Below are 24,874 nucleotides of genomic sequence, written 5' to 3'. Positions count from 1 at the left end.
ATCGGCTACGTAATTGAGATTGGGGCGATTGCGGCGTTGTGAATTCCTCGACATATCTAGTGGATATGCCTGCGGACTCACGCCTTGCCCTCGCCCCAATCTCAATGACTCGCTAACGAAGCAGAAAATCAACAGACTGCTAACGTCGCATGATAGGCGGGTCGGCTTGCAAACGCTTGGCAACCGACCACCCACGGAAGCTCTTTCCTTGGTAGATCGTTACGGCGTGTGATCGACCTGGTCCGACCAGCACTTCCACTTCGTCCAGTGGTGTTACGCTCTCGAATGCTAATTGCAAGGCAGCGGGCACCTCTTGGCCAGCATGCGTGACCAGAAGCAAATCACGTCCTTCCGCCTGTTGTGGTCCACCCCAAATATCGTACTGGGAAAGCGGCTGAAGGTTCTCTCCCCAGAGATATACATTCGGATGTTGTGGCATATAGAAGGCCAACTCCGAGGCGACAGCGCGACCAGCAGTGACGATCATTTCAGGCTGAACGTCAGCGTTCGCTGGAATCCCTTGCCCAACTTTTTCACCCAGTTCTTCCCACCCTCGCAGTCGTACAATCACATCGACCGGACTGCCATTGAGTCCTAGCGGCGTTAACACGAACGGTAACGCATAGGTTGTCGCCAGGAACAGGGCGCCAACTCCCGCGGCATGTTGTAATCGCCATTGCCCTGGCGAGAAAAATAGCCGCGGTAGCGACACATGTCCCAGTGCCCAGGCAGCCACTAGGATGATACCAGCACTGAAGAATGGTGCCGGCCAATTCAATTCCAATCGCTGCTTGAGACTTAGCCCTAGTACCATCAGCATCGGTAACGCACTCAGGCACAAAAGGAAACGTTCGCGGCGTCCCATCCGTCGAAACGACATCAAGCCAAACGCACCAACCGCACCGAACAAGAAGAAAGTCACCGGCGAGATCACACCGAACAAGCCGCCCACAAACTCCAACGAGATCGCGATGCGCTGCCAAATTGAAACGGGCTCGGCCTGAAAGTGCTCGCTGGTATGCTGCAGCGTGACCCAATCATGTTGATAGTTCCAATAAACCACCGGGGCCAGGAATAGCAGTGCTCCAATCGCACAGACGTACAGTGTCGGTCGCAACGCCTCAACGCGGTCCTCTCTGGAGAGCAAGACAAACAGCCCACCAAACGCGAGTAGTCCCACCATGGTTTGCTTGGTGAGTAGACCGAGGCCGATAAACAACGTGGTCATAATCACCCAGCGCCAACGATTTTCACCTCGTTCCAGGAGTCGCCAAAACGCGTACGTGGCGGCACTCCAGAAGAATAGGAACGGCGAGTCGATTGTCATCAACAAGCTCATCGCGCCATTGCCCGGTGTCATCGCAGTCAACAGCATGGCCCAGAACCCGACCTTGGCGTCGTACATCCGACGAGCAAGCAAGAACACAAACGCTAAGCTTCCCGTTCCCAGCAGCGCAGCCGGCAAGCGAACGGCGAACTCGCTGTTTCCCAACAGACGCGTCGACAAACCAATGATCCAGGCGATCATCGGCGGCTTGCTGTAATAGCCGTAGTCTAGCTGTCGCGACCAATCCCAATAGTACGCTTCGTCGTGCACCAGATCGAACGGATCGCACGCCAAGTAAAGGACGCGAAAAAGTCCCAGTCCAAGCAAGAACCAGAGCGTGCGTCGGGTCCATAGTTCCGAATCAATCGGTTGGACCGGATTGGAGAGAGCTTCGTTATTCATGGGTGCCTATCAATTTCGATTCACGCGCCACATCAGAAACGCGCCCACCAGCAGGAGCACAGCATCGGCGATCCAAACGGGTGCCGAACCATAGTCTCCGTCTCGAGCCCACTGTTCCCCGACCACCAAAAGCGGATAGTAAAGCAGCAAGATTGGCAGGAAGCAGACAAAGAAGGTTCGCACGTTGTCCGACGACTTCATCCAGATCGAGACCGGCACGCCCATCACGACAAAACAAAACACCCCAAACCCGTTGGCTAAGCGTCGCTGGCGTTCTGCTTGTAGTCGGTACAGACGCTTCAGGTTGGCATTAAGGTGTCCCTGGACAGCGGTTAAATGATCGAAGTCATCGCTGGCAATCGCGATCTCAAGTTCCGCCTTGGCCTCTTCTACGATCTTCTCTTCTCGCGTGATCTGTTGAGGGATGGTACTGAGCGTCAAGTTCGCCGGGGAAGCACTATCGACGTCGAGCTCGACGGAATTCAACTCGTCAAGATAGATGACAAACTCGTCTGAGAAGTCATACGATTGGTTATCACCTCGCTCGATCTTTCCATCGCGGCAACTTAACTTAAGGATGCCGGTTTCCGGGTCGGTATTCAGTTCTGCTTCGGCCGCTTCCAAAAAGATCTCTGGCTGCGAAGCGGTCGCGGCGATATCGATCCGTGGCTTGATCAGCTTGCGGTCTTCGACGTCCTTCACAGTCACCTCGAAGCCAGCCATCTTAAAACTACGCTTAGTTTGCAGCACACCGTAAACCGTATCATCTAACGATTCGGCAACGACCCGATGAAGATTCGGACGAGACCACGCCGCGCACACATCGTACATCCAGAAGGTGAAGAAGCTGAGAAAGTACGCGAAGACCAGCACAGGCCAAACCAACTCCATTGGATTGATACCAGCTGATTTAATGGCGGTCACTTCGTTGGTGGCAGCCATTCTGCCGAAGGTCGTGCAAACCGCGAATAGCATGCAGCCTGGAATCGTGTAGCGGAGCATTTCCGGCACGAAGTAGGGCAGCATGTTCAGAATGACATTCGGTGGCAGGCCCTTCTTAAGACCTTCGTTCACGCCCCCGCCCACGGTCATCATCAGCACGGTGATCCCCAGGCAGAGGAGGAAGACCTTCACGATCTCCCACAGAACGTACCTCTGGAGCGTTGTCATGCCAAAATCGTATGCTGGTTAAGCGGCTGAAGTTTCTCGAGGTTCCGCTTCCCGTTGATTGCGAGGAAACGGAATAGTAATCCCAGGTGCTTCTGCTTGCTTCAGCGATAGCGTATCGGCCTTAGCCCACCCATACATCCCGACATATAAAGCAAGGCCGGTAAAGTAGACAATCGCTCCACTCCAAGCAATATCACTCAGGAAGTGGCCGCCTTCCGCGATACGGGAAGCACCTACGCCACCCCCCAGGAGTACACCGATTACAAATACGGCAACCGCCGCTCGACTATGCTTGCGAAGCAGTAAGAAGGCGGGAAGCATGAAGACGAATCCCATCGAAGCATGTCCACTGGGAAATGACTTGGCCATCTCGTAGGGGCCAATTGTTCCTGGCGGAATGTAGGTCTGCGATCCGCCAAACGCTGCGATATCGCACGGACGTGGTCTTCCCCAATACGGCTTCAGCACGGAATTGATCAATATGCCTGGGCCAATCAAGATGGCTAACAGGCAGAACAAAGCACCTTTCCTTGTCGTTCTCAGCGATCGAAATACAAAGCTGGCCAGGAACAACAACGCGGTAACCGTACCAAACACAATCGCTGGAATCGGGCCGTAATCGTAAATCAGGTTGGCGAGCAACGTTTCGCGAAACGGAAACGGATTTCCACTGTTGGGACTGAAGAATTGTCGAGTCGTCACCAAGTCCAACGGAGTTAGATAGCAGATCGCGGTCAGGATCGCCAGTAACAATAGCGGACCGGCTGTCATGGCAATCAACAAATACTTAGAAACCGGGCTGCTATCAGTGGGTGGCTTCGTCGATAGAGACGAGCTTGTATTCTGCAAGGAATTGTGCAGTTCAGGCATAGTCAGCGCACCAGCGGACGATCGCGGAGAAGAAATTATCGAATTGGCAATCCTCTTCAGCATCGACGCTTCTATCTTAGCCAGTAAAGCAGTTTTCGATGACTTTACGGATTCAACCGCAGGTCGGTCACGTAGTGGAAATTTCAAGACCACTACTACTTACCCGAGATGCCATGCTGAAGGCAAGACACATCAGCTGTGCTAGCAAGCGTGATCTTTCATCACGTCATCAGCGCCCACATCAGAACCATGGCCCCGGTCACGGAAACCAGCACGCCAAAGACGCGAGAAGGGGTCGAACCAGCTTCCATCCATAAGCCGAGCCAGACGCCGATTGCTAGCAGCAGGCCTGATCCCAGCAGGATGCCTACCAGGAAAACAAGTGGTGAACTCTTCGGCGGAATTGCCAATCCGTCGGCATGGCCATGAACTAGTCCGATCAACGCCAAACCAATCGCGGCGACCATAACCGGATAATTTCGTCCGTATGCCAATGCGATGCCTAAGATAATGACCGTGGCGGCGACCATCGAGTGCATGTACGGAAATTGGATACCGCACCCGCTGAGTCCAGCACCGACCATCATGCTGCATAGAAACACAATCGGAATCGCGATCACCGAACGACCTTCGACATGGACCGCCAAGATCCCGCCGGCGATTGTCGCCAATAGCGCGCTAATTCCTGTCCAAGGAAGTAGAAATCCCTCCAACAGACCTCTCCCCCACACGTGCCAGAGGACTGAATCGAACGAAGGCTTTCTATCCTACCAGCGGGCTATGCAGAACCCAAGAGCGCCCGAACTGCGGATTGGACATTCTCTTGCCGCATCAGACTTTCGCCGACCAGAACGGCGTCGACATCGTTTTGCTGCAACATGCAGAGGTCGTCATTGGTAAAGATGCCGCTCTCGCCGACCAGGACGCGATCGTCCGGAATCTGCTTGCCAAGGCGGACAGTATGCTGAAGATCAACCTCGAAGGTTCGCAGATCGCGGTTGTTAATCCCCACAAGTTGAGCCCCGATATCGAGCACGCGAGAGACGTTCGCCTCTTCGTATAACTCGACCAGCGGGGTCATGCCCAGTTCACAGATCTGATCGTGCAGCGATTTCAGCGTGGAATCGTCCAGACATTCAGCAATCAGCAGCACCGCATCCGCCCCGGCTGCTCTGGCTTCGACCACCTGATATGGATCGAGCACGAAGTCTTTCCGCAGGATTGGCAGGCCGACTTCCGACCGTATGGCGATTAGATAGTCGAGGTGCCCTTGAAAGAAGTGCTCGTCAGTGAGACAGCTGATACAAGTTGCGCCCGCCGCTTCGTAGTCCTTGGCAATCTCGACTGGATGAAAGTCTGGCCGGATGAGTCCCTTGGACGGACTGGCCTTCTTGACCTCAGCAATCAGCTTGACCGGTCCCTCCGCCGCCAAAGCTCCGAGAAAGTCACGCGGGGCCGGAGCATCCGCCAGCTTCCCCTCGACTTCTGCCAAGGGACGGCGAGACTTTGCCGCGGCAATTTCTTCCCACTTCTTGGCAACGATCTTATCGAGGACGGTCGAGGACATGCGGCGTTAGGCTTTAGTGATTAATGACGGAAGTGGCGAACGCCAGTGAACAACATCGGCAGCTTGTGTTCGTTACACGCATCGATCACTTCCTGATCGCGTTTCGATCCACCTGGCTGAATAAACGCTTTGACGCCTGCCTTGGCGGCTTCGTGGATCGAATCGGGGAACGGGAAGAATGCGTCACTGGCTAGCACGCTCCCAGGAGCTCGCGTACCTGCTTTCTCGATCGAGATTTGGACCGAGTCGACGCGGCTCATCTGCCCAGCTCCGGCACCGATAAGCGAGCGATCCTTGCACAGAACAATCGCGTTTGATTTGACGAAGCGACAGATTTCCCAGGCGAATAGCAGCTCTTCACGAGTTGCATCGTCGACCTGAGCTTCCGTCACGACTTGCCAAGAAGCTGGATCATCCGGTGTGAAGTCAGTGTTTTGAACTAGCAATCCCCCTTCGATCCATCGTGTTTGGAACTCAGGACGGGAACCTTCCAAAGCGCCGACCGACATCAAACGAACGTTCGACTTCCACTTGGGTTTGGTGGTCAGGATCTCGACGGCAGCTGGCTCGAAACTTGGCGCAGCAATCGCTTCGACGAACAGACCTGGCGTCGAAAGATACTCGGCCGTTGCCGGATCGACTGGTCGATTCATTGCCAACACACTACCGAACGCACTCAAGGGGTCGCCGAGCATGGCCTTTTCGCAAGCTTCCGCCAAGGTCGAAGCAGATGCAGCACCACATGGATTGTTATGTTTAATGACCGAGACCGCGGCATCTGGCAAACCGCGGGCAATTGCCAACGCACTGTCGAGATCAAGCAAGTTGTTGTACGAAAGCTCTTTGCCGTTGAGCTGCTGGGCATCCACCAGCGAGGCACCTGCGTACCTCGGCACGGCATAAAGAGCCCCTGCTTGATGCGGGTTCTCGCCGTATCGTAGCACGGCTTTACGCTCAAACGTTTGACGAAGTGTTTCGGGAAAGGCGTTCTCTTCGTCTTTCGCAAAGTAGTTTGCGATGGCCGCATCGTATGCTGCGGTGTGGGCGAACGCGGCGGCTGCCAATTTGCGCCGAAGGGCCAAGCTGGTTGTCCCGCCGTCTTTCAGTTCCGCCAGAATCTCGGGGTACTGACTCGGCTTGCAGGCGATCGTCGTGAACGCGTGATTCTTCGCGGCGGCCCGTACCAGGCTGGGACCACCGATGTCGATCTGTTCGATCGCTTGAGCATCGGTCACCCCCTCTTTGGCAACTGTTTCTTCAAACGGGTACAAATTCACCACGACTAGCGGGATGGGGAAGATACCATGCTCGCCGATGGCTCCCATGTCGTCTTCACGATCGTGTCGGCAGAGGATGCCGCCAAAGATCTTTGGATGAAGGGTCTTCAAACGCCCGTCCATCATCTCAGGGAATTGGGTGTATTCGGTGACATCCTTGACCGGGATGCCCGCCTCTTCCAAGTGCCGGCGTGTGCCACCGGTGCTGTAGATAGTGACTCCCGCCGCGACCAATCCCTGGGCGAATTCCGTCAGCCCTTCTTTATTGCTGACACTGATGATGGCATTTTGAATGACGGGGTCTTGAGACATCGCGTAACCAACCTAAATCAGATTATCGAGGGTCGAACCCTACAGACAGAGTAAGCCCTTTTGTAGGCTTCCAGACGGGAAATCGTCAACCACCCGAACCCCAATTGTTACGGGTGAGACAAGGGAAATGAACCAGGGAAGCCTGACGTTGATCGACTAGTCGATTACCCCTGATTTGTCCTCCATCAACTCGCGCATGTCCCGCACGTTTTCGTTGATTTGGAAGAATGTGATCACGATTTCCGCGCTAACGCGATAGACGATGACGTACATGAACGCCACTAGGAGGCCTACGACCGAGAGAATGGCCGCACCAATCAGATCGAAGATGCCGCCGCCACCCAAAATCGCACTTCCAAACGAGATCACTGACATGCCAAGCCATGCCAGAAAAGTGAGAATGACCGCGAGGAAGAACAGCACCTTAATCACGGTCGGTGCGATCATCACGTCGAAATTGAATAGCGATCCGATACCGCCTCGCGATCGGCGATTCGGACGCGAGCTGGCCTTCGAGTCACTCGCGAAGGGATTTGATTCGGTACCCGGTATCGAGGCGGCCGGAGGAGCGTCGGATGGCGAAGACTTCGCTGCAACGGGTGTCGCCAAAGGAGCCGGCTTTTTTGTTTCCGAGGCACTGTCTTTCGACGAGCGGCTGCTCGACTTCTTGCCTCCGACGACTAACGAATCGAGCCCGGACGGAACTTCAGGAGCTGGTTTTGTCGGGGCAACGCTCGGAAACTGGACACCCCCCGTTTCAGTGGCTGATGGAGTTGCAGCGGGCGGGCTAACCGGAATTGCCTCAGGAACTTCCGCCGAAGGAGCTTCTGGAAACAACCCTTTTACGGAAGACGCAACTACCCAGTCACCACTACCCCGTCGGAGCAAGCTTTCCGGCCGGATTCCGCCACTTCGCGCAAGTTTCTTCAACGTTTTAGAATCGATCGGGCCTTGTTCAGGTTCATTCTGGCTGGTCTTGTAGAAGAATTCGTCGGCCATGGGGTATGATCTCTGATTAGTCGCGGAGACGAGCGAAGCGCATGAGGCAAAATCTCATACTGTCTCGTAGAAGCTTCTCTGTCAAACACTTGCGCACATCCAGGATTGTTCCTTTTTTCGCTTTTTTCTCCCTTAGGTGACAATTGATGGACGACTTCAGCCAGTTCAGCCTTGAAGAACCCAACCTAACAGATCTCAAAACGCAATACGCTGAGATCGCCCAAGGGTTAGAAAGCCTGAACGGAAGCGATCCTTCGGGGGAACGTCTGCTTCAGCTGGTGAAACAATGGGATGATCTACGCCGCGTCATTGACTCGTGGCGCAACCTCGTCGATATCCGCTTTAATCAAGACACCAAAAATCCAGCCTACAAAGCCGCGATGGATCGACGGGATGAGATCGACCCCAAGCTGACCGATCTGGACGTGCAGATCAAGAAGCTGCTTTTGGTCGAAGATCGCAAGCAGAAGATCGTCGACAAGTTCGGTGCCCAGGCCGTCGCGTTATGGGAATGCCAAGTCCGCTCGTTTGATCCGGTGATCGAGGCCGACTTGGTCGAAGAAGCTCGCCTGGTTTCCCGATACAACGAATTGTTGGCTAGTGCATCTTTTGAGTTCCAAGGCAAAACAACCAACCTGTCAGGCATCGTCGAATTCGCCGAAGACGCCGACCGAACGATCCGCCACGATGCTCAAGCAACGATGTGGAATTGGTTTGACGAAAACTGCGAAGCGCTTGATCAGATCTACGACCAGATGGTCAAGCTACGCGACAAGATGGCGAAGAAGCTGAACTACCCCAGCTATACCGAACTCGCTTATCAGATCATGAGTCGCGTCGACTATAACAACGAAGACGTGAACAACTACCGCAAGGAAGTCCGTGAGAACATCGTTCCCCTTTGCACCGAGATTCGACGTCGTCAAGGGGAACTGCTCGGGCTCGATCCGCTGATGTACTGGGATGAAGCGATTCATGACCCGAAAGGAAATCCACGACCGCAAGGCACCTACGAACATCAAATCGAACAAGCGCAAGCAATGTTCGACGGAATGGACGACAAGCTCGGGCAGTTCTTTCGTGTCCTACGCGATAAGAACTTGATGGACCTGCAAAACCGCCCCGGCAAAGCTGGTGGCGGATTTTGCACGAGCATGCTCAGCGAACACTTGCCGTTCATCTTCGCCAACTTCAACGGTACGATGGGAGATGTAGAAGTCTTCACGCATGAGATGGGACATGCCTATCAGTGCTACTCCAGCATTCGCTTGCCCCTTGCTGAGAACGTTTGGCCAACCTATGAGTCGTGCGAGATTCACTCGATGAGCCTCGAGTATCTTTGCTGGCCCCACATGGAGAAGTTTTTCGGGGACGACGCCGATCGGTTCCGTCGTATCCATTTAACGACTAGCTTGCTCTTCCTTCCTTACGGCGTAGCGGTCGACCACTTCCAACACTTGGTTTACGAGAAGCCGGAGATGACACCGGAAGAGCGTAACCAGGCTTGGCTCGAACTGGAGAAAATCTACCTCCCGCACATGCAATATGGCGATCTCCCTCGTCTTCCGTCAGGCGGTCGCTGGCAGCGTCAGCGGCACATTTACATGTCGCCGTTCTATTACATCGACTACACATTGGCACAATGCTGTGCGCTGCAATTCTGGGTCCGAGCCCAGCAAGATCCTGATCAGGCGATGGAAGACTATTTGGCACTGTGCGCCCGCGGCGGGACGTTACCGTTCCAGCAGTTGACGAAAAGCGCTGGTCTGACCAGTCCGTTTCAACCTGGCTGTTTAGCAGAAGTCGCGGCCCAGGCCAGCAAGTTCTTAGGTCTCTAACGTGCCGGTGCGTATGCCGAATGATAGGAACAAGACGTTCGCCGCGGTCCTGACACCTCCTGCCCGAGGCGCCATCGCCACGGTTGGCGTACGTGGCAAATCGGCGGTCGCCTGGTCCGATCGTTTCTTCACCAGCCTCAGCAAGAAGCGACTAAGCGAAGTTGAAGTCGGACGGGTGCTGGTGGGGCATTGGCAGGCACCGGATGAAGATCTCGGCGAAGAGCTCGTCGTGGCCAAACTTGGAAGCGATCGTGTCGAAATCCACTGCCACGGCGGCGTTCAAGCGAGCCGTCGAATCGTGAGACACCTGGAGTCTGCCGGCTGCGAGATTGGCAGTTGGCAGCAGTGGATTAGTGGGGAAGCCGCCGACGCGATTAGCTCCGAGGCCGAGTTGCTTATTCCAGAGGCAGCGACCGAACTGGCCGCTCTGCACCTACTCGATCAAGCACAAGGAGCACTATCGCAAGCGATTGTAACGATTATTGAGGCAATCGATGACAGCAACTTCGAAATTGCTCAGCGGCGGATCAAGGAACTCGTTCGATTCAGCAAGTTCGGCCTGCACCTGACACGCCCCTGGTCGGTTGTGTTGGCGGGCCCGCCCAATGTTGGCAAAAGCAGCCTTTTGAATAAGATGATCGGCTATGATCGGGCAATTGTGCTCGATATGCCTGGAACAACCCGCGACGTCTTGCACGCGACCACCGCTTTAGATGGGTGGCCTGTGCAATTCTCCGATACGGCTGGCATTCGACTGTCGGACGACGAACTGGAACAAGCCGGTATCACCAAGGCCAAAGCCGCTCTCGAAAAAGCGGATGTCGTCCTCGTTCTGCACGACGCGACCAATCTTCGTCCTCACGAGTTGGACGAATCGTTGAAGCAGCTTCCGTCAGCTTTGCACGTTGTGAATAAGATCGATCTCGCTGCCGAACTAAAGATACCCGATTCCAGCGAGATGCTATCCACCAGTGCCGTCACTGGCCAAGGGGTGCCGCAGCTGATCTCGGCGATCGTAAAGCACTTGGTCCCCATCCCGCCGCAAGTTGGTCAGGCCATCCCGTTTAACAAGCGACAAATAGAACATCTGAGCGATACCTTGCGATTATTGCAGGGCCAGCAAGCGGATGCGGCTCGTCATAAGCTGAATGATTTGCTATCTCGAACTACAATTTCTCACGATAACGCATGAATCCTGAAGATCACGACCGAGCGAAGTATCAAAGTGGCGAAGTCCCAGGTCACCACCATGTGACCGATGAAGAGGTGATCATTAGCCGCGATACCTATCGGGACAATCGCATCCCACCAGGCCAAAGTCGCACCAAGAAATGGCCTGTGCTTCATGCGACGATCGTCCCTGAGGTGACCAAGGAAACGTGGTCGCTACGTGTGTTTGGGCTCGTCGAGAATGAACGAACTTACAATTGGGATCAGTTCCAAGCCTTGCCGCGTGTTAAGGTCTTCGCAGATTTCCATTGTGTTACGCAGTGGTCACGCTTAGGAAACATGTGGGAAGGCGTTTCAACGAAGTACCTTCTCGATGAAGCCGGCATAAAACCCGAAGCGAAGTTCGTGATATGCCACGGCTACGATAACGGCTGGACGACCAACATCCCGCTTGAAGAGTTCCTCCATGACGATTGCTTACTTGCCGATAAGCATGACGACATGGAACTGAATGCCGACCACGGCGGCCCCGTACGAGGAATCGTTCCCCGGCTTTATGCCTGGAAAGGTGCAAAGTGGATTAAAGCCATTGAACTTTCCGCCACAGACGAGCCCGGCTATTGGGAGCGAAGCGGCTACCACAATCTCGGAGATCCATGGAAGGAACAACGGTTTGGTAGCGACCAAGTTCCGCCAGGGTTTTATTCGTAGGCAATACTTCCGCGCGACTTACTTGGGGGCGTTCCGATTCGCAAATAAGAGTGCCGTTGCGTAGCCCAGCATGTCCCCTTGCTCCTGCGAATACTTCGCGAGCGGTTCATAGTTCTGGGCGTTCTCGCTCAGCTCGATCAAGCTGGGTGCGACTCCAATCGTATGGACGCCTGCCGGAATCATCTTCAGTGCGGCTACCAACGCTTCGTCGTGACGTCCCAAGCGTGAGAGAAGCTCGATATAAGTTTCGATCGCCAAGGAACCCTCTCGGCGGATGTCAGAGGCTTCCGCCTTTTCACGGAAGTAGGCTAATCCGGCTTCGGTATCCTCTCCGAGCAAAGTCTGAAAGTAAATCTTGTGGCTTGGATAAAGCTCTGTGAAAGGTGGCGTTTGTTCGTACTGGAAAGCGGGATCCAGTCGCGAACCGTAGTCGACAAGTTCCAACGCTTTGCGCAGATGGGCTTCGTCGCGCAGCACGCGGACGAAACGGACCGTCGCCGCGAGGTGACTGGTATCGATATGGTAAGCTGAGTTTGCGAACAACCAGTCGCGTGAAGCGATCATTTCGCTGATTGTCTTCTCTTGAGGATCAGTACCTTCCTGATGCGCTATATCGGCTGACACCGTACCCATTAGTTCGTCGTAAACATGGTCCAGCAGTAGCGCGGCAAGTGGTTGCTGGGCGACCGGCGGCATCCCAGCAAGTTGCTGCTCATAAGTGGTGACAGAATTGCATGTACCGTAATGTTCGAGCATCCAGCGAAAACCAATCTCGGGAGCCACTCCTTCGTAGAGAGCCACTTCGATTAAGTCTTCGAGGTTCTCTTCATCAACTTCTGCTTGCTGCAGTGCGTCGATGACGGGAGTCTTGTCGCCAACAGGACGCAGATAGTACCAGCCTTCGCGAATCTTCCCTTCGTCCAGCAACATGCGTCCCACTTCGTCGCATGCCTCGACCAGGGCATCTTCCAGCTGATCGCGTTGATCTTCCGTCAAATCCTCGGCAACGCCAGGGAACAAGAGTGGCAGCCCGAGCTGCGCACGAGCACGCAGCTTGAACATTTCAAAAAGTTGAAAGTGCTGCTTTTCCTGGCGGAAATACTCGATCATCTGATCGATGGCCGCTTCCGTTCCCAGCGATTCAATTTGCTGGCGAAATTGGTCAAAAACTTCCTGCGACACGACGAAATACCCCATGGCATACGATCTGAAACGAACTCGTTACGCATACTTTATCGTAACAGCCACAGATGCGTCTGAATAGCAAGCGAGGGGCGTGTTAGATCTGTAGCTCTTTCGACCGGCGATATTCGCTCACCTGTCGGAACTGCTTGACGAGATCGCGAAGTTGCCCCAGCGTGGCCGACTCGTATACTCCAGAATCAAGCATCGAAGCCAATTCTTCAGGGCTTCCAAGCATTGCGTCAGTCCCTTGAGTTTGAAGCGATCGCAAGCAACTTCCTCGACTGATCACGCCGGTTGGCCGATTGTCACGTACGATGATGACACGGCGAATGCTTGCCTGGCTCAAAAACTCGTACACATGGATGGCCGGCTCATTCTCTTCAAAACGAACGACATCTTGTCGCATGAACTCGCTGACGGGTGAGTTCCAGGCATCGTGCTTCCGTAACGCCAACATGAGATCCTTCTCGGAAATGACACCCGTCAAATTGCCATGCTCATCCACAACCGGCACTGAATTAAAATCGTTGCTCAACAGCAACTTGACAGCCGCTTCGACCGGTTCGCTCTCGATGATGCATTTGATAGGAGCCACCATGATCTCGGAGGCGGTCATGTGTTCGAGATGATTACGAACCTGATCCCCTTCCACAATCGTCCCGGTACAGTCTTCGCAATCTTGATAACGAACCACGCTTCTTTTGCCGGACTTCTTAGCGACAGCGAGTGCGGCCTTGGCATGATCAAGCAGTGATTCAAGATTGGGGGTTTGCTTCGTTCGTTGCGCCACTCCCATGCTTACCGAATACCGGATCTGATCACTCCCCACATCGACGGTGACCTTCTCAATCTGCATCTCGATTCGTTTCGCAATCCGAAACGCATTAATCTCGGCGCACTCCGGCAACACGAGCAACAACCGATCGCAATCGAGTCGGCACAAGTAATCGATGACGCGTCCTTGCTCTGAGATTGTCTCGGCCAACTTCTGAAGGACCTTGTCGCCGACCTCCATACCGTACTTCTGGTTGATCTCGCTGAAGTCGTCGATATCGATAATCACGCACGCCACCGGCAAACGATAATTGCGTGTCCGAGCCCATTCCCGTTTTAGTTGATCGTTCAGGTAGCGAAGCGTCGCCAGTCCTGTTAATGGATCGTGTCGCTCGACATTCCTTAAATGATTCTCCAGCTCGATCACGCGAACTGCCGAGTTAAGGCGAGCTAGTAGCTCATCGCGGCTGATTTCTTGCGAGATCACATCGTCCACCCCCAGTCGATAGATTTTCGAGGCTTCCAAGATCTCTTGATGATCGATAACAGCCATGGTGTAAACGTATTGCGGAAGATGCTCTTCACGAATCCAACGGAAGAACATCTCGCAGTCGGGATCAGTCACTCCCCAGTTCGTGATCAGAACGGTCGGACAGTCCTCACGAATGAGTTCCATCGCCTCGGTGTAGCTTTCACAACGACGCACGTTCATTCCCGCCGACTGCATCCAGTTGGAAATCGAGCCGAGTTCGATCGAACCACTTTCGACCACCAATAGTTTCTCTTTGTTAAACGATTCGACCGTGGCTTGATACTTGCCCCAATGATGATTGGCTTTCCAGGTCGGCAAAGCGGCTTGGAAACGAACTGCCTGTGATGGCTGATTTGATAATGCAACCATCTTGTCGAACGCGTGGAGAAAAGCATCAACAATCGTAGGATCAAACTGGGTACCGCTACCTTCGCGTATCATTTCGCGGGCTGATTCGCGAGGGATCGCTTCTTTATAGACACGCTTGCTAGTCAGTGCGTCGAACACATCCGCCACACTCACAATGCGTGCTGGGAGTGGTATCTGACTTCCCCTGAGCCCTTCCAGGTAACCTTCACCATCCCAACGTTCGTGGTGATAACGAGCAATCTGCGCAGCCATGTGAAAGAACGATCCACTTTGACCGCTGCGGGCTGCCTCTTCGAGAGTTTCTGCGCCGATTCGCACGTGCTCCTTCATCGCTTGAAACTCTTCCGAGTTCAACGATCCTGGCTTCAATAAGATGGCATCTGAAATGCCGACCTTGCCGATATCGTGTAGAGGGCTTGATCGAAAGAGATCAGCTAGAAACTGATCGTCGATTTCATCTTGATACGGACCACTCATACGGAGTTGTTCGGCGATCATCTGGGAATAGGCACGCATCCGCACCAAATGCTCGCCAGTCTCGGTATCGCGTGAGTCGGCTAACTTTGCCAAAGCAAACACGGCGATATCTTGCGTTGCTTGAATCGCGAGAGACCGCTTATCCACAATTCGTTCGAGTTCGCGAGTATACCCTTCCAGCTTTCGTTCCGCCGACGTGGCCCTCACCAAGGCACTTCGTAGTCGCATGAGAACGTCGATCTTGGCGTTCAGTTCAAGTTGTCCAATCGACTTATCGATGATATCGTCGGCACCGGCAGCGAATGCCTGTAAACGTTCCGCTTCGCCCATTCCCTGGCCAAGCACTAACAATTGGATCTGCCGTTCAACGAGTAGATGGCGGATCGAATGACAGATTTCGATAGCCGATCCGTCCGCCAAGTGAAAGTCGAGAAGGATCAATTCAGGCTTGAATTCAGCGATAGCCTGATGGACCTCGGTTCCGTCCAGTAAGGTTTTTACGTCATGATGTACCGAAAGCGCAGTCAGCAATTGCTCGCGCATTGCTACGTTGCTTTCGATGACAAGAAGTCGATATCGCATGGTCTGCCCACCATACGCCAATTCATTGGCGATCTAAATTCGTAGAGGCATCCTTATCCAATGCGAATCAGGTTCGCCAAGTTCTGGAAAATGCCTCTTCAAACCTAGGCCGATTCCCACTTACAGCAAATCGAGTATTGCGGGGTAATCTGGAATCCCCCCCGCCTTGCCTCCACCATTCACTACGAGCAGTACAATCAGAAGAGATCGGGGAATCATTGCAATGAAAACTGGAACCGCGATCGAAGGTAAGCCACGAAGACAAGCAGCGGGCTTGCGCTGTTTCACATTCCTTTGCGCGGAACGACACGGTGAAAGTGAAGCTCGATTTCTCGATCGACGACGCGTTGCAGCCCTTTCACGAGACAGGCTGGCTCGTTGACCTCTTGGCCAACGCGGATGATCTCGTCGATCTTGGTGCCCGGTTCGACCGAGAAGGTCTCTTGATGGATAATCTGATTTCCGGCGTCCAATTCCGGGACAATAAAATGGCAGGTCGCCCCAAAAGTCAACATGCGTGACTCGTTAGCATCGTGATAGGGACGAATCCCAGGAAAGCTGGGCAACAAGCCATGATGCAAATTGATGATGCGGCCACCAGCATATTTCCAGCAACTGGCCGCCGGCAAAATTCGCATGTAGCGGGCCAGCAGAACGTAGTCGACATCGTACTGATCGAGGATTTCGATCATGCGATCGTCGTCCGCTTCCCCCTTTTCGCCGCCGATGCTATGCCAGTCGACGCCATATTCCTCTGACAGAGGTTTGCAGTTGTCGCGATTGCCAATCATCACGGCGGGAGTTGCTTTGATTTCGCCAGCCTTCATCGCTTTAAGAACCGCCAGGGCGGGCTCAGGACGGTAAGTCGTGCAAATTGCCACACGGGGGGATTCTTGACGAATGTCGGCCGACCAGACACGCACCGATAATTTCTTCAATCGACCAATCTCGGACAGAGCCGTGCGAAGAGACGTGTACAATTCAGGATTGATCTGAATTCGCAGAAACATGGCAAAGACGGCCTCTTCGTCATGATCGTACATCTGGATCTCAGCAATGTTCGCCCCCAGCCCCGTTACATAGTGAATGATCGGATCGGCCAATCCGACGTTATCGGGTCCAACCGCGGTTATCACAACGAACATTGCCTGCAGCCTTTTTCGAGTGGGAATCGTCCGGATCCCCCCGCCACCTAACGGTGCGAGAGAAGGAAGCGAAACCGGGTAAACTAACCGGAATTCGCTTGATTATCACACTTTCGAACATCGACCCGAACTAGGCATTGTAGCACGCGTTTGCTACTCTGTCCGAACAAGCTGCATATCTTACCCACGCCACCAGAACGCCGAGGATGGCCAGAAATGCTCGATACGAAGCCAAGCCGAGAAGATGTGGGGCCTGATCAGGTCCTATGCGAGTTCTGCACCGCGAAGTGCTGCCGATACTTTGCTCTACCGATCGAAACCCCTACGGAATTCGCCGATTTCGAATTCATCCGCTGGTATCTGTTGCACGATCGGGCTTCGGTCTTCAAAGACGATGATGTCTGGTATCTGCTGGTTCACACAACTTGCAAGCACCTGCGCGACGATAATATGTGTGGGATCTACGAGACTCGTCCCCAGATTTGCCGCGACTACACAACCGACGCGTGCGAGTATGACGACGACTGGTGCTACGAAAAGTACTTTGAAACCCCAGAGCAGATCTGGGAGTACGCCGAAGCGACCATGCCTCGCCGACCTGGTCAAAGCATGCGTAGCCCCAAACCGCCAGAACTGCCGATTCTTTCGTAGATGCCAACCGCCGCGAACAAGTCCACGTCTCAGCTTGTCCGTCCAACGACAAACTTGAATCTCCAGCTCACTGATCAATTCCATGTCCAACAAGAAGAAACTGATCCAGCCTCGCACATTGAAGGGCTTTCGCGACTATCTTCCAGACGCGATGATGCCTCGCGAACAGCTGATCAACACAGCGCGGAAAGTCTATCGATCGTATGGCTTCGCCCCGATCGATACGCCCACGCTGGAATACGCCGAAATCTTGCTGGGCAAAGGAAGCGAAGAAACCGATCGCCAGATGTTTCGCTTCGAGGACCAAGGTAAGCGCGACGTTGGGATGCGGTTTGATCTGACGGTTCCATTGGCCCGTTTCGCCGCACAGCACATCGGCGTGTTGGGAACACCGTTCAAGCGCTATCACATTGCCACCGTCTGGCGTGGCGAGGCACCTCAGCGGGGTCGCTATCGAGAGTTTATGCAGTGTGATTTCGACACGATCGGTACCAAATCACTGGTCGCTGATATCGAGACCGCTCTGGTAATTCATGACTTGATGCTGGCGATCGGCTTCGAGGCGTTCACGGTCCGGGTTAACAATCGCCAAGTCCTTTCTGGCTTGCTGGAGAAGCTCGACCTGTCCGAGAAGTCGACCGAGATCCTCCGAGCACTCGACAAGCTGGCGAAGATCGGGCCAGAAAAGGTAGCCGCGGAAATGCAACAAGCAGCAGGCGCTACGGCTGAGCAAGCGGCCCAGGTGCTGAAGCTGGCTGAAATCGGGGGTACTTCAGACGAGATTCTGAGCGCCCTCGATAAACTGGTCGCTGGGAGCGAAAAGGGTGAGACTGGTGTCGGACAGCTTCGTGAACTAACCCAAGCAACCGCCGCAGCAGGTGTTCCGTCTGATCGATTACAAATCGACGTCTCGATTGCTCGCGGGTTGGACTATTATACCGGGACGATCTTCGAGACCTTCCTGGGCGAGTTGCCAGAGATCGGAAGTGTTTGCAGTGGTGGTCGTTACAACGATTTAGCCAGCCTCTACACCAACCAGGAACTTCCCGGGATCGGGGCTTCGCTCGGTTTGGACCGTTTGCTTGCCGCCATGGAAGAGCTTGGCCGGCTCGAACAACGAACGACGCCAGCCGAAGTTTTCATCCCCTATTTCGATGAGTCAAGCTTACAAGCCTATCTGAAGATCGCATCCCAGTTGCGTGGAGCGGGTTTCAATGTCGAGCTGTACCCCGATGCGAAAAAGCTTGGTCAGCAGCTGAAGTATGCCGATCGACGTGGGTTTAAAGTCGCGATTGTCGCTGGCGATCGAGAGCTCGCTGAGAACAGCTGCCAGCTGAAAGATCTGAAGACAGGCGACTCGCAAACCGTCAGTCTGCAAGAGGATGCTGCTGAACTAATTGCGGCAATTCCGAAAATTCTACGGGACTCCGCATAACCCCCGTGACAATCTGTTGTCACCCCAAGTTGCGATAGTGAAGCCAGCCAAGGACCCCGGCTTCCCATTCGCGTCCCTTGGGAGTGACAACAAAAATGACCATCCGGACCAATCATTACGAAGTTGCCTTCGAGGCGTTTCTACGCCAGCAGAAGATTCCATACATCGCCGTCGACGAACGTCGTCGGGCTTTGTTAGGAAGCGGTTCGTTGAAAAACCTTGACTTCATTGCCTCCCCCTCGGGGGGAGAGATGTCCTGGCTGATCGATATCAAGGGACGAAAGTTCCCTTCAGGTCGCCGGAACCGCTATTGGAAGAACTGGACGACCACTGACGATTTGCACAGCTTGTCACAGTGGCAGCGACTGCTGGGCCCGCAGTTTCGCGGTTTGCTCGTCTTTGCCTATGAAGTAGTCGGTGACATGGCTCCGGTGCCGGATCGCCAACTATTCGTCCACCAGGAACGTCTTTACGCATTCATCGGAGTACGGCTCGATCTTTACCTGGCTTGGGCTCGGAAGATTTCGCCTCGCTGGAAGACGATGGCCATGCCAACCAAGGCATTTCGCCAATTGGCCGAACCGGTGCAAGTGACACTGCAAACGCCCATTGTCAGCGGGGGCGATTTCGATCAGCGGCGCATCAGCGATACGATGCCTGCGATCGCCTGAAGAGATCGGCCTCGCCGCAAGGACGATCCCTCCGATTAACTTGTTCTATCGCCTGACCCATTCGGTGGCCAAGCGACTTTCCTTGCTCGATCACGATTAGCGCTGGCTCATTTCGTGCACCATGTCGACCAGTGCGCGTGCGTTGTCAACCGGTGTTTGCTGCATGACGCCGTGACCAAGATTGAAGATATGTCCTGGTCGGCCAGCAGCTTGATCGAGTACCTCCTTGGCTCGACGGCGAAGTTCAATCGGATCTGCCAGCAGCGAGACTGGATCGAGGTTGCCTTGCACAGCGATGTTGTGGCCAACCGTCTCCCAGGCGACATCGAGCCGGATCCGCCAATCAACACCCACGACCGCTGCCCCAGATTCGGCTAGCATCGGTAGCAAGGCGGGGTTTCCGGTGGCGAAGTTGATCACCGGCACCCCAGGTGCGATTTGAGCGACGATATCCTTCACGTACGGCAACACGTACCGACGATAGTCATCCGGTCCGAGTGCCCCTGCCCAGGAATCGAACAATTGTACCGCCTGAGCGCCCGATGCGATCTGAGCGTTTAAGTAACGAGAGATCGCTCGGACAAATCGCTCCATCAGTTCACGCCAGGCACCTGGATCGCGAAACATGAGGGTCTTCGTATTAACGTAGTCGCGACTCCCGCCCCCTTCAATCGCGTAGCTGGCCAGCGTGAACGGAGCCCCAGCGAAGCCGATCAACGGCATATCTGCTGGCAAATCAGCACGTGTCTGTTTGACCGTTTCCATCACGTAGTGCAACGAATCGGTGCTTTCTAATTCCAGCACACGGTCGACGTCGGCAGCGTCTCGAATCGGATTATGAATGACCGGGCCTTCCCCTTTGGCGAATTCCAAATCCAATCCCATTGGCTGTAGGATCGGCAGCAAGTCAGAGAAGATGATCGCCGCGTCGACACCCAGCTTATTCACCGCAGTGCACATCACTTCGCTGCACAACTGAGGATTCCGGCATAAGTCGAGAAAAGTTGTCTTGGCGCGGACGTCGCGATACTCCTTCATATATCGCCCTGCTTGTCGCATCAGCCATACAGGGGTGACATCCGTCGGCTCACGACGGCAAGCTTTTAGGAATGGGCTGTTGTACCAAGGAGCGTCCTTGTTGAGTGCCACTTTCGTTGTCTCCTCTAAGACTGCACGTATCTGACGTTTGCGAACCAAGATGTCTTTCGAACGTTCGGCAGCTGCCGCGACGAGGGGCCCCATCTTGGGATGGGCTGGCTCGACATCGACCGGATAGCCTAAGTCACGGAGTCGCTCGCTCATGGTGGGACCGACACTGCAAATCACGGTACCACGCAAAGCAGCTGAAAACGCTTCGAGTTGTCCCTGACGTTCGGCAAGCTTCAAGACATGGTTCAATTGATTGGCTGAGGTGAACATTGAGACATCAATGTCCCCATCGATCACCTTCTGAATGTTTGCCGCCAAGGGGCCGATGTCTTCTGGTAAATCCCAATCGTAAACATGCAGCGCTTCGACGTTCGCACCACGCGCCTCGAGCCCGGCTACGAGACTGGCATTGGTTACACCGTACTCTTGAACCACCAATGTTTGGTTGGCAATGTGGATCTCGGTGTCGATCGTTTGCAGAATCTCGCGCCAGGTGTTGGGCTCTGGCACTTTGATTGTCGGCGTGAGGCCAACTTCACGCATCGCGGCAACCGGCTTGGGACCACGCGTAATCGTGACAATGTCCGACAAGGCATCGAAGAATTGCTGCTTATCGACCTTTCGATTAATCGCTGCCAGCAGGTGATTAAAGCCGACACCGGTCATGAAGACTACGATATCGATTTGCCCGGTGATCACACGATTGGCGAAATCGATGGCGGGCTGGTTCTCTTTGAGTGGCACTTCTCGCATCGAGGGGCTAACATGGGGCACGCCGCCGAACTTCTCGATCAGCATCGCCATTTCTTTACCGCGACGGCTCTCGAACGAGGCAACATTCAATCCGGCAAAGTTCTTTCCGTTTTCTGACATCAATTTCTCTACGTGCTGAAAGCTCGATGGGTGAGGACGCTCGATTAAGAGACGGATCCAAGGCAAGGGTGCCATCCGGCAATCGAAGGGTGGCCAATGGCGATCAACTTCGGGGGGTGTCCGGTAGGTACGCCCCGCCAAATTGATGGCACATGCGACCCTAGTTTAACTTGTTGTCGATGGTATCGGGATAGAAGGGTGCTTGGTAAACGCCAAGCCGGGCAGTTTCTCTCGGGAAAAAGGCCGCAACCGTCGGAAAACTCTCGTGCCGTTTGATTGACCGGTTTGAATTCTATTCCTACGATGATAAATGTGCTGGCGCCCCCTCATAAAGGGCGCAACTGCTACGCTCTTCTGATTTTAGCAGCTTGCCGGTCCTGCCTGCGAGTTGAGGCTTTTCGCGAGTTCTCCCCTCATGCAACTTTCCTGTTTTTATTGTGGCAAGCATCTGACGGCCACGGCCCAACAATTGGGTGGGGAAGTCGTATGTCCGCACTGCGGAAATGTGGTTCGTCTTCCCGATGCCGAGACGTTGCACGAAACCGAAGAGCAGCAAAAGGAGGCGCCCCTCCATAGTTGGCTGAACGACAGCATCTCAGGCTTCGCTTCCCTATTGTTCCATGGGGGACTTCTGTTTCTGCTCGCCTTGGTGCAGTGCAACTATACCAGTGGTGTTCCAGAAGGGGAGGAAGTCAACATCGGCCCTCTTCCCGGGGTTGATTTGACCGACAACTCGGGTGAAGTCCTTGATGCCAGCGAGATGGAGCAATCATCCGATACGGCGAGTCTCGACGAATTGGTCGCCGACATTCAACCTCCCACGGCGGCCACTTCCGACATGGGACAAGAGGTCAGCCTCTCGCAGTTACTTCCTACCGGAGCATCGGGCGGTGCCGCCAATTCCCTAAATACTATTGGAGGTGGTGGTGGAGCGGTCGGCGCTGGAACGACCTTCATGGGCGTTCGGGCCGAAGGATCGCGAATTTGCATTATCGCCGACTGTAGTGGCAGTATGGATGGTGCCAAACTCGACTTCGTGAAGGAAGAGATTCTAGAAGCGGTCCGCAGTATGTCACGCGAGTCGGAATTTCAAATTATCTTCTTCAATAGCCAAGCGGTTCCTTACACACAAAAAGGTTGGCGCAACCCGAAACGAGACCTCGAGAGCGTAAAAAAGTGGCTTAATACAGTGCATGCTCAGGGGGGCACCATGCCGCTATCGGCTTTTCAGGAAGCGTTCCGCTTGATGCCGACTCCTGATGCGATCTTCTTCATGACCGATGGTTTGTTTGAACCGGATGTGCCTCCCCAGGTCAAGGCGATGAATATTGGTGGTAGTTCGAAAGCCAAGATTCATGCAATCTCATTCCTCGACAAATCGGCGGAACAATTCATGCGACAAATCGCCACGGACTCCGGAGGTACTTATCGCCATGTCTCCGCCTTTTAAGCCAACGGTGGCTGGTTCGTGGCTACTTCGATCCCTGACGTTTTGCTTATCGATCTGGCTCATCGGAACCGCTTCGACCGCCCTTGCCGACCGTTTGATCTTGCGCGATCTGACGCTCATCCAAGATGTCACCGTCATCGGTTTCGACGAGGAAGGGGTCAAAGTAACGGATAACAACTTGATTCCTTGGTACGAAATCGAGTTGGGTACGGTCAGCCCTGATAAGCAAACCGATTTCGATCGTCTCCGCGATGAATTAGGTATCCCCCTGTTCCGTATTCACCAGCGACTCAAAGTGGGAGACTATGCGGGGGCTCGTGAACCGGCCGAGCAAGTGTTTTCACGCTACAAAGATCGTGAAAGCAACGTTGCCCTGATGGTTTGCCTAGCCACAATGTGGGGCCGCTTAGCTGAGGGAGACCGTGCCTCGGCGGTGGAAGCTTACTTCTGTGCCCTTAGAATCTTGAGATCTAACCGAGCAGAGGTCAGCAAACTGCCTGGCAGCCGCCGACCTGATTTCGATAAGTCGACTGGACTGACCGGCGATCTTCTTCCACTGTTCTTCGATAAACAGAAAGCCGCCACGGCGCTTCCCCAGGCTACCGCTGCCGCCAAACAACTTGGAAGTGGCACACCAGATGGTGTCTTCGTTTACCTGGGGTCGCTTGCGATTGCCGCCGAGCAGTTCCCAGAGGGAGAGGCATGGGAAAAGAAGATCCGAAGCGGAAATCTCGTCGTGAAAGAGTGGCACGATTTACTCTCGGCCTACGCATTGATTCAAAAAGGGAATTTGCAAGAAGCACACGACCTTTTAGAACCGAACATCAACGCCCTACAGCGATGGAATCAACCGGTCGCGTGGTACTTGCTCGGCGTCTCCGGTACGCGATCGAAAGAATTTGTAGCCATCGAGAACGGCATCCTCGATCTACTGCACCTGCCGGCAGTCTATGGTCACGAACATCCTGAATTATCAGCCGCTGCTTTAGCGGAAACCGATACCGCACTGCAGCGAATTCAGCAGTCCGATAGAGTCACCGGAGTACGCCACCAGTTGTTGTTCTTCTACGGTGGCACACTTCACGCCGAACAATTGCGCACCAAGCTCAACTCATCTAGCACCCCTTGAGAGGCACCTTCGATATGCGACGCAAACATACGCCCATGATGGGCTTTATTTCCTGCTTGGTCTTGGTGATGGGCCTCTTCGCGGTCCAATCTTGGGCTCAAGATACGGCTCCTTCCCCCGATACGCTATCGCTGGATGAAACTGGCAGCACGGAGGTCCCTCGACCTGATTACGAAGAGAAAACGGTCCTCGACACGCTGATGGATGGTGGCACCGTCGGTGTTTTAATCGGCTTACTGTCGATGGTCGCAATTGGGTTCATCGTCGAGCACTTCCTCACCATTCGCAAAAGTGTGTTGATGCCGGAAGGGGTCGCTTACGAACTGGAAGAGATGATCGCTCAAGGACGCGTCGATGAAGCACTCGAGTTGTGTAAGAACCCTGAGTATTCTTCGCTACTAACCTACGTTGTGGAAGCTGGGTTGGAACGATTCCGCGGTGCCGAGTTTGGGTTCGCGGAATACAAGGCAGCCGTTGAAGAAGCTGGTGAAGATCAAACCGCACGTCTCTACCGCAAGACAGAAGTCCTCGGTCTCATCGGCTCGATCGCTCCGATGCTCGGGTTAACCGGTACGGTGCTAGGTATGATCCGTGCGTTTAATACCATCGCCGCAACTGGGGGCACGCCGAAACCGGAAGATCTCGCTGGCTCGATCGGTCAGGCGCTGGTCACAACGCTGTTGGGTCTGGTGGTTGCGATTCCGGCCATGGTTGCCTACAGCTACTTCGGCAACCGAATTGATTCGCTCGTAGCTGAGGTTGGGAAACGGGTTGAACAAATCCTGACGCCACTAGGTCGTCGACGTTAA

At 54.2% G+C, this 24,874-nt stretch carries 20 protein-coding genes; 9 read left to right on the top strand and 11 right to left on the bottom strand.

Features of this window, described 5'->3' with window-relative positions; translation table 11 throughout:
- Positions 1-139: 139 nt before the first annotated feature.
- The 7 genes from C5Y83_RS19775 to C5Y83_RS19745 form a co-directional block, all read right to left on the bottom strand.
- Positions 140-1,729, bottom strand: coding sequence for an ArnT family glycosyltransferase (locus C5Y83_RS19775; RefSeq protein WP_105331472.1), 1,590 nt, complete (start codon positions 1,727-1,729; stop codon positions 140-142).
- A gap of 9 nt (positions 1,730-1,738) precedes the next feature.
- Positions 1,739-2,899: an LptF/LptG family permease gene (locus C5Y83_RS19770; RefSeq protein ID WP_105331471.1), complete on the bottom strand. Its 1,161-nt coding sequence runs from the start codon at positions 2,897-2,899 to the stop codon at positions 1,739-1,741.
- Positions 2,900-2,917: 18 nt separating this feature from the next.
- On the bottom strand, positions 2,918-3,769 hold the full coding sequence (locus tag C5Y83_RS19765) for a phosphatase PAP2 family protein (RefSeq protein WP_158262421.1): 852 nt from the start codon (positions 3,767-3,769) through the stop codon (positions 2,918-2,920).
- A gap of 221 nt (positions 3,770-3,990) precedes the next feature.
- A complete protein-coding gene (locus C5Y83_RS19760; protein ID WP_105331469.1) occupies positions 3,991-4,500 on the bottom strand; it encodes a HupE/UreJ family protein in 510 nt (169 codons plus the stop codon).
- Positions 4,501-4,547: 47 nt separating this feature from the next.
- Complete coding sequence (trpC, locus tag C5Y83_RS19755) at positions 4,548-5,336, bottom strand: indole-3-glycerol phosphate synthase TrpC (protein WP_105331468.1); 789 nt, start codon at positions 5,334-5,336, stop codon at positions 4,548-4,550.
- Positions 5,337-5,356: 20 nt separating this feature from the next.
- Complete coding sequence (gene purH / locus C5Y83_RS19750; protein WP_105331467.1) at positions 5,357-6,925, bottom strand: bifunctional phosphoribosylaminoimidazolecarboxamide formyltransferase/IMP cyclohydrolase; 1,569 nt, start codon at positions 6,923-6,925, stop codon at positions 5,357-5,359.
- A gap of 156 nt (positions 6,926-7,081) precedes the next feature.
- Positions 7,082-7,924, bottom strand: coding sequence for a DUF4282 domain-containing protein (locus C5Y83_RS19745; RefSeq protein WP_105331466.1), 843 nt, complete (start codon positions 7,922-7,924; stop codon positions 7,082-7,084).
- Positions 7,925-8,070: 146 nt separating this feature from the next.
- Between C5Y83_RS19745 and C5Y83_RS19740 the strand changes: the two genes are divergently transcribed.
- Genes C5Y83_RS19740 through C5Y83_RS19730 form a run of 3 tightly spaced genes read left to right on the top strand, consistent with a single transcriptional unit; the run spans position 8,071 to position 11,643 of the window.
- Positions 8,071-9,762, top strand: a complete 1,692-nt coding sequence (locus C5Y83_RS19740) for a M3 family oligoendopeptidase (protein ID WP_105331465.1) — start codon at positions 8,071-8,073, stop codon at positions 9,760-9,762.
- A gap of 13 nt (positions 9,763-9,775) precedes the next feature.
- A complete protein-coding gene (locus C5Y83_RS19735; RefSeq protein ID WP_105331464.1) occupies positions 9,776-10,954 on the top strand; it encodes a GTPase in 1,179 nt (392 codons plus the stop codon).
- Positions 10,951-11,643, top strand: a complete 693-nt coding sequence (locus C5Y83_RS19730; protein ID WP_105331463.1) for a sulfite oxidase-like oxidoreductase — start codon at positions 10,951-10,953, stop codon at positions 11,641-11,643. Before C5Y83_RS19735 ends, C5Y83_RS19730 begins: the two co-directional genes overlap by 4 nt.
- An 18-nt stretch (positions 11,644-11,661) precedes the next feature.
- Here C5Y83_RS19730 and C5Y83_RS19725 read toward each other — a convergent pair whose 3' ends face one another.
- The 3 genes from C5Y83_RS19725 to C5Y83_RS19715 all read right to left on the bottom strand — a co-directional run bounded on the left by C5Y83_RS19725 (position 11,662) and on the right by C5Y83_RS19715 (position 16,707).
- The gene (locus tag C5Y83_RS19725; RefSeq protein ID WP_146117845.1) at positions 11,662-12,825 is read right to left on the bottom strand and encodes a hypothetical protein; all 1,164 of its coding nucleotides are present in this window, start codon (positions 12,823-12,825) and stop codon (positions 11,662-11,664) included.
- Between the two features lie 97 nt (positions 12,826-12,922).
- Positions 12,923-15,562 carry a diguanylate cyclase domain-containing protein gene (locus C5Y83_RS19720; protein ID WP_105331461.1) on the bottom strand — a complete coding sequence of 880 codons (2,640 nt, stop codon included), beginning with the start codon at positions 15,560-15,562 and terminating at the stop codon, positions 12,923-12,925.
- A 284-nt stretch (positions 15,563-15,846) separates the two neighbouring features.
- Positions 15,847-16,707 (bottom strand): formyltransferase family protein, encoded by an 861-nt coding sequence (locus C5Y83_RS19715; RefSeq protein WP_105331460.1) that lies wholly within the window; start codon positions 16,705-16,707, stop codon positions 15,847-15,849.
- Between the two features lie 216 nt (positions 16,708-16,923).
- On the opposite strand from C5Y83_RS19715, the gene C5Y83_RS19710 reads away from it, so the two are divergent.
- The 3 genes from C5Y83_RS19710 to C5Y83_RS19700 all read left to right on the top strand — a co-directional run bounded on the left by C5Y83_RS19710 (position 16,924) and on the right by C5Y83_RS19700 (position 19,464).
- Positions 16,924-17,358, top strand: a complete 435-nt coding sequence (locus tag C5Y83_RS19710; protein WP_105331459.1) for a YkgJ family cysteine cluster protein — start codon at positions 16,924-16,926, stop codon at positions 17,356-17,358.
- 100 nt (positions 17,359-17,458) lie between these two features.
- Complete coding sequence (hisS, locus tag C5Y83_RS19705) at positions 17,459-18,793, top strand: histidine--tRNA ligase (protein WP_105331924.1); 1,335 nt, start codon at positions 17,459-17,461, stop codon at positions 18,791-18,793.
- 95 nt (positions 18,794-18,888) lie between these two features.
- Entirely contained in the window at positions 18,889-19,464 is a 576-nt protein-coding gene (locus C5Y83_RS19700; RefSeq protein ID WP_105331458.1) for an HYExAFE family protein, read from the top strand.
- Between the two features lie 96 nt (positions 19,465-19,560).
- Here C5Y83_RS19700 and hemE read toward each other — a convergent pair whose 3' ends face one another.
- Positions 19,561-21,486 (bottom strand): uroporphyrinogen decarboxylase, encoded by a 1,926-nt coding sequence (hemE, locus tag C5Y83_RS19695; RefSeq protein ID WP_105331923.1) that lies wholly within the window; start codon positions 21,484-21,486, stop codon positions 19,561-19,563.
- A gap of 415 nt (positions 21,487-21,901) precedes the next feature.
- On the opposite strand from hemE, the gene C5Y83_RS19690 reads away from it, so the two are divergent.
- From C5Y83_RS19690 to C5Y83_RS19680, 3 genes are read left to right on the top strand one after another with little or no spacing between them, the layout of a single operon-like run.
- A complete protein-coding gene (locus C5Y83_RS19690) occupies positions 21,902-22,936 on the top strand; it encodes a vWA domain-containing protein (protein WP_105331457.1) in 1,035 nt (344 codons plus the stop codon).
- Positions 22,920-24,065: a hypothetical protein gene (locus C5Y83_RS19685; RefSeq protein WP_105331456.1), complete on the top strand. Its 1,146-nt coding sequence runs from the start codon at positions 22,920-22,922 to the stop codon at positions 24,063-24,065. The genes C5Y83_RS19690 and C5Y83_RS19685 overlap by 17 nt, the downstream gene beginning before the upstream one ends.
- Positions 24,066-24,079: 14 nt before the next feature.
- Positions 24,080-24,874, top strand: coding sequence for a MotA/TolQ/ExbB proton channel family protein (locus tag C5Y83_RS19680; protein WP_105331455.1), 795 nt, complete (start codon positions 24,080-24,082; stop codon positions 24,872-24,874).

It is taken from the genome of Blastopirellula marina (assembly GCF_002967765.1).
GTDB lineage: Bacteria > Planctomycetota > Planctomycetia > Pirellulales > Pirellulaceae > Bremerella > Bremerella marina_A.
The sequence above is the reverse complement of the archived record's forward strand: the minus strand, read 5'-3'. Positions and strand labels throughout refer to the sequence as shown.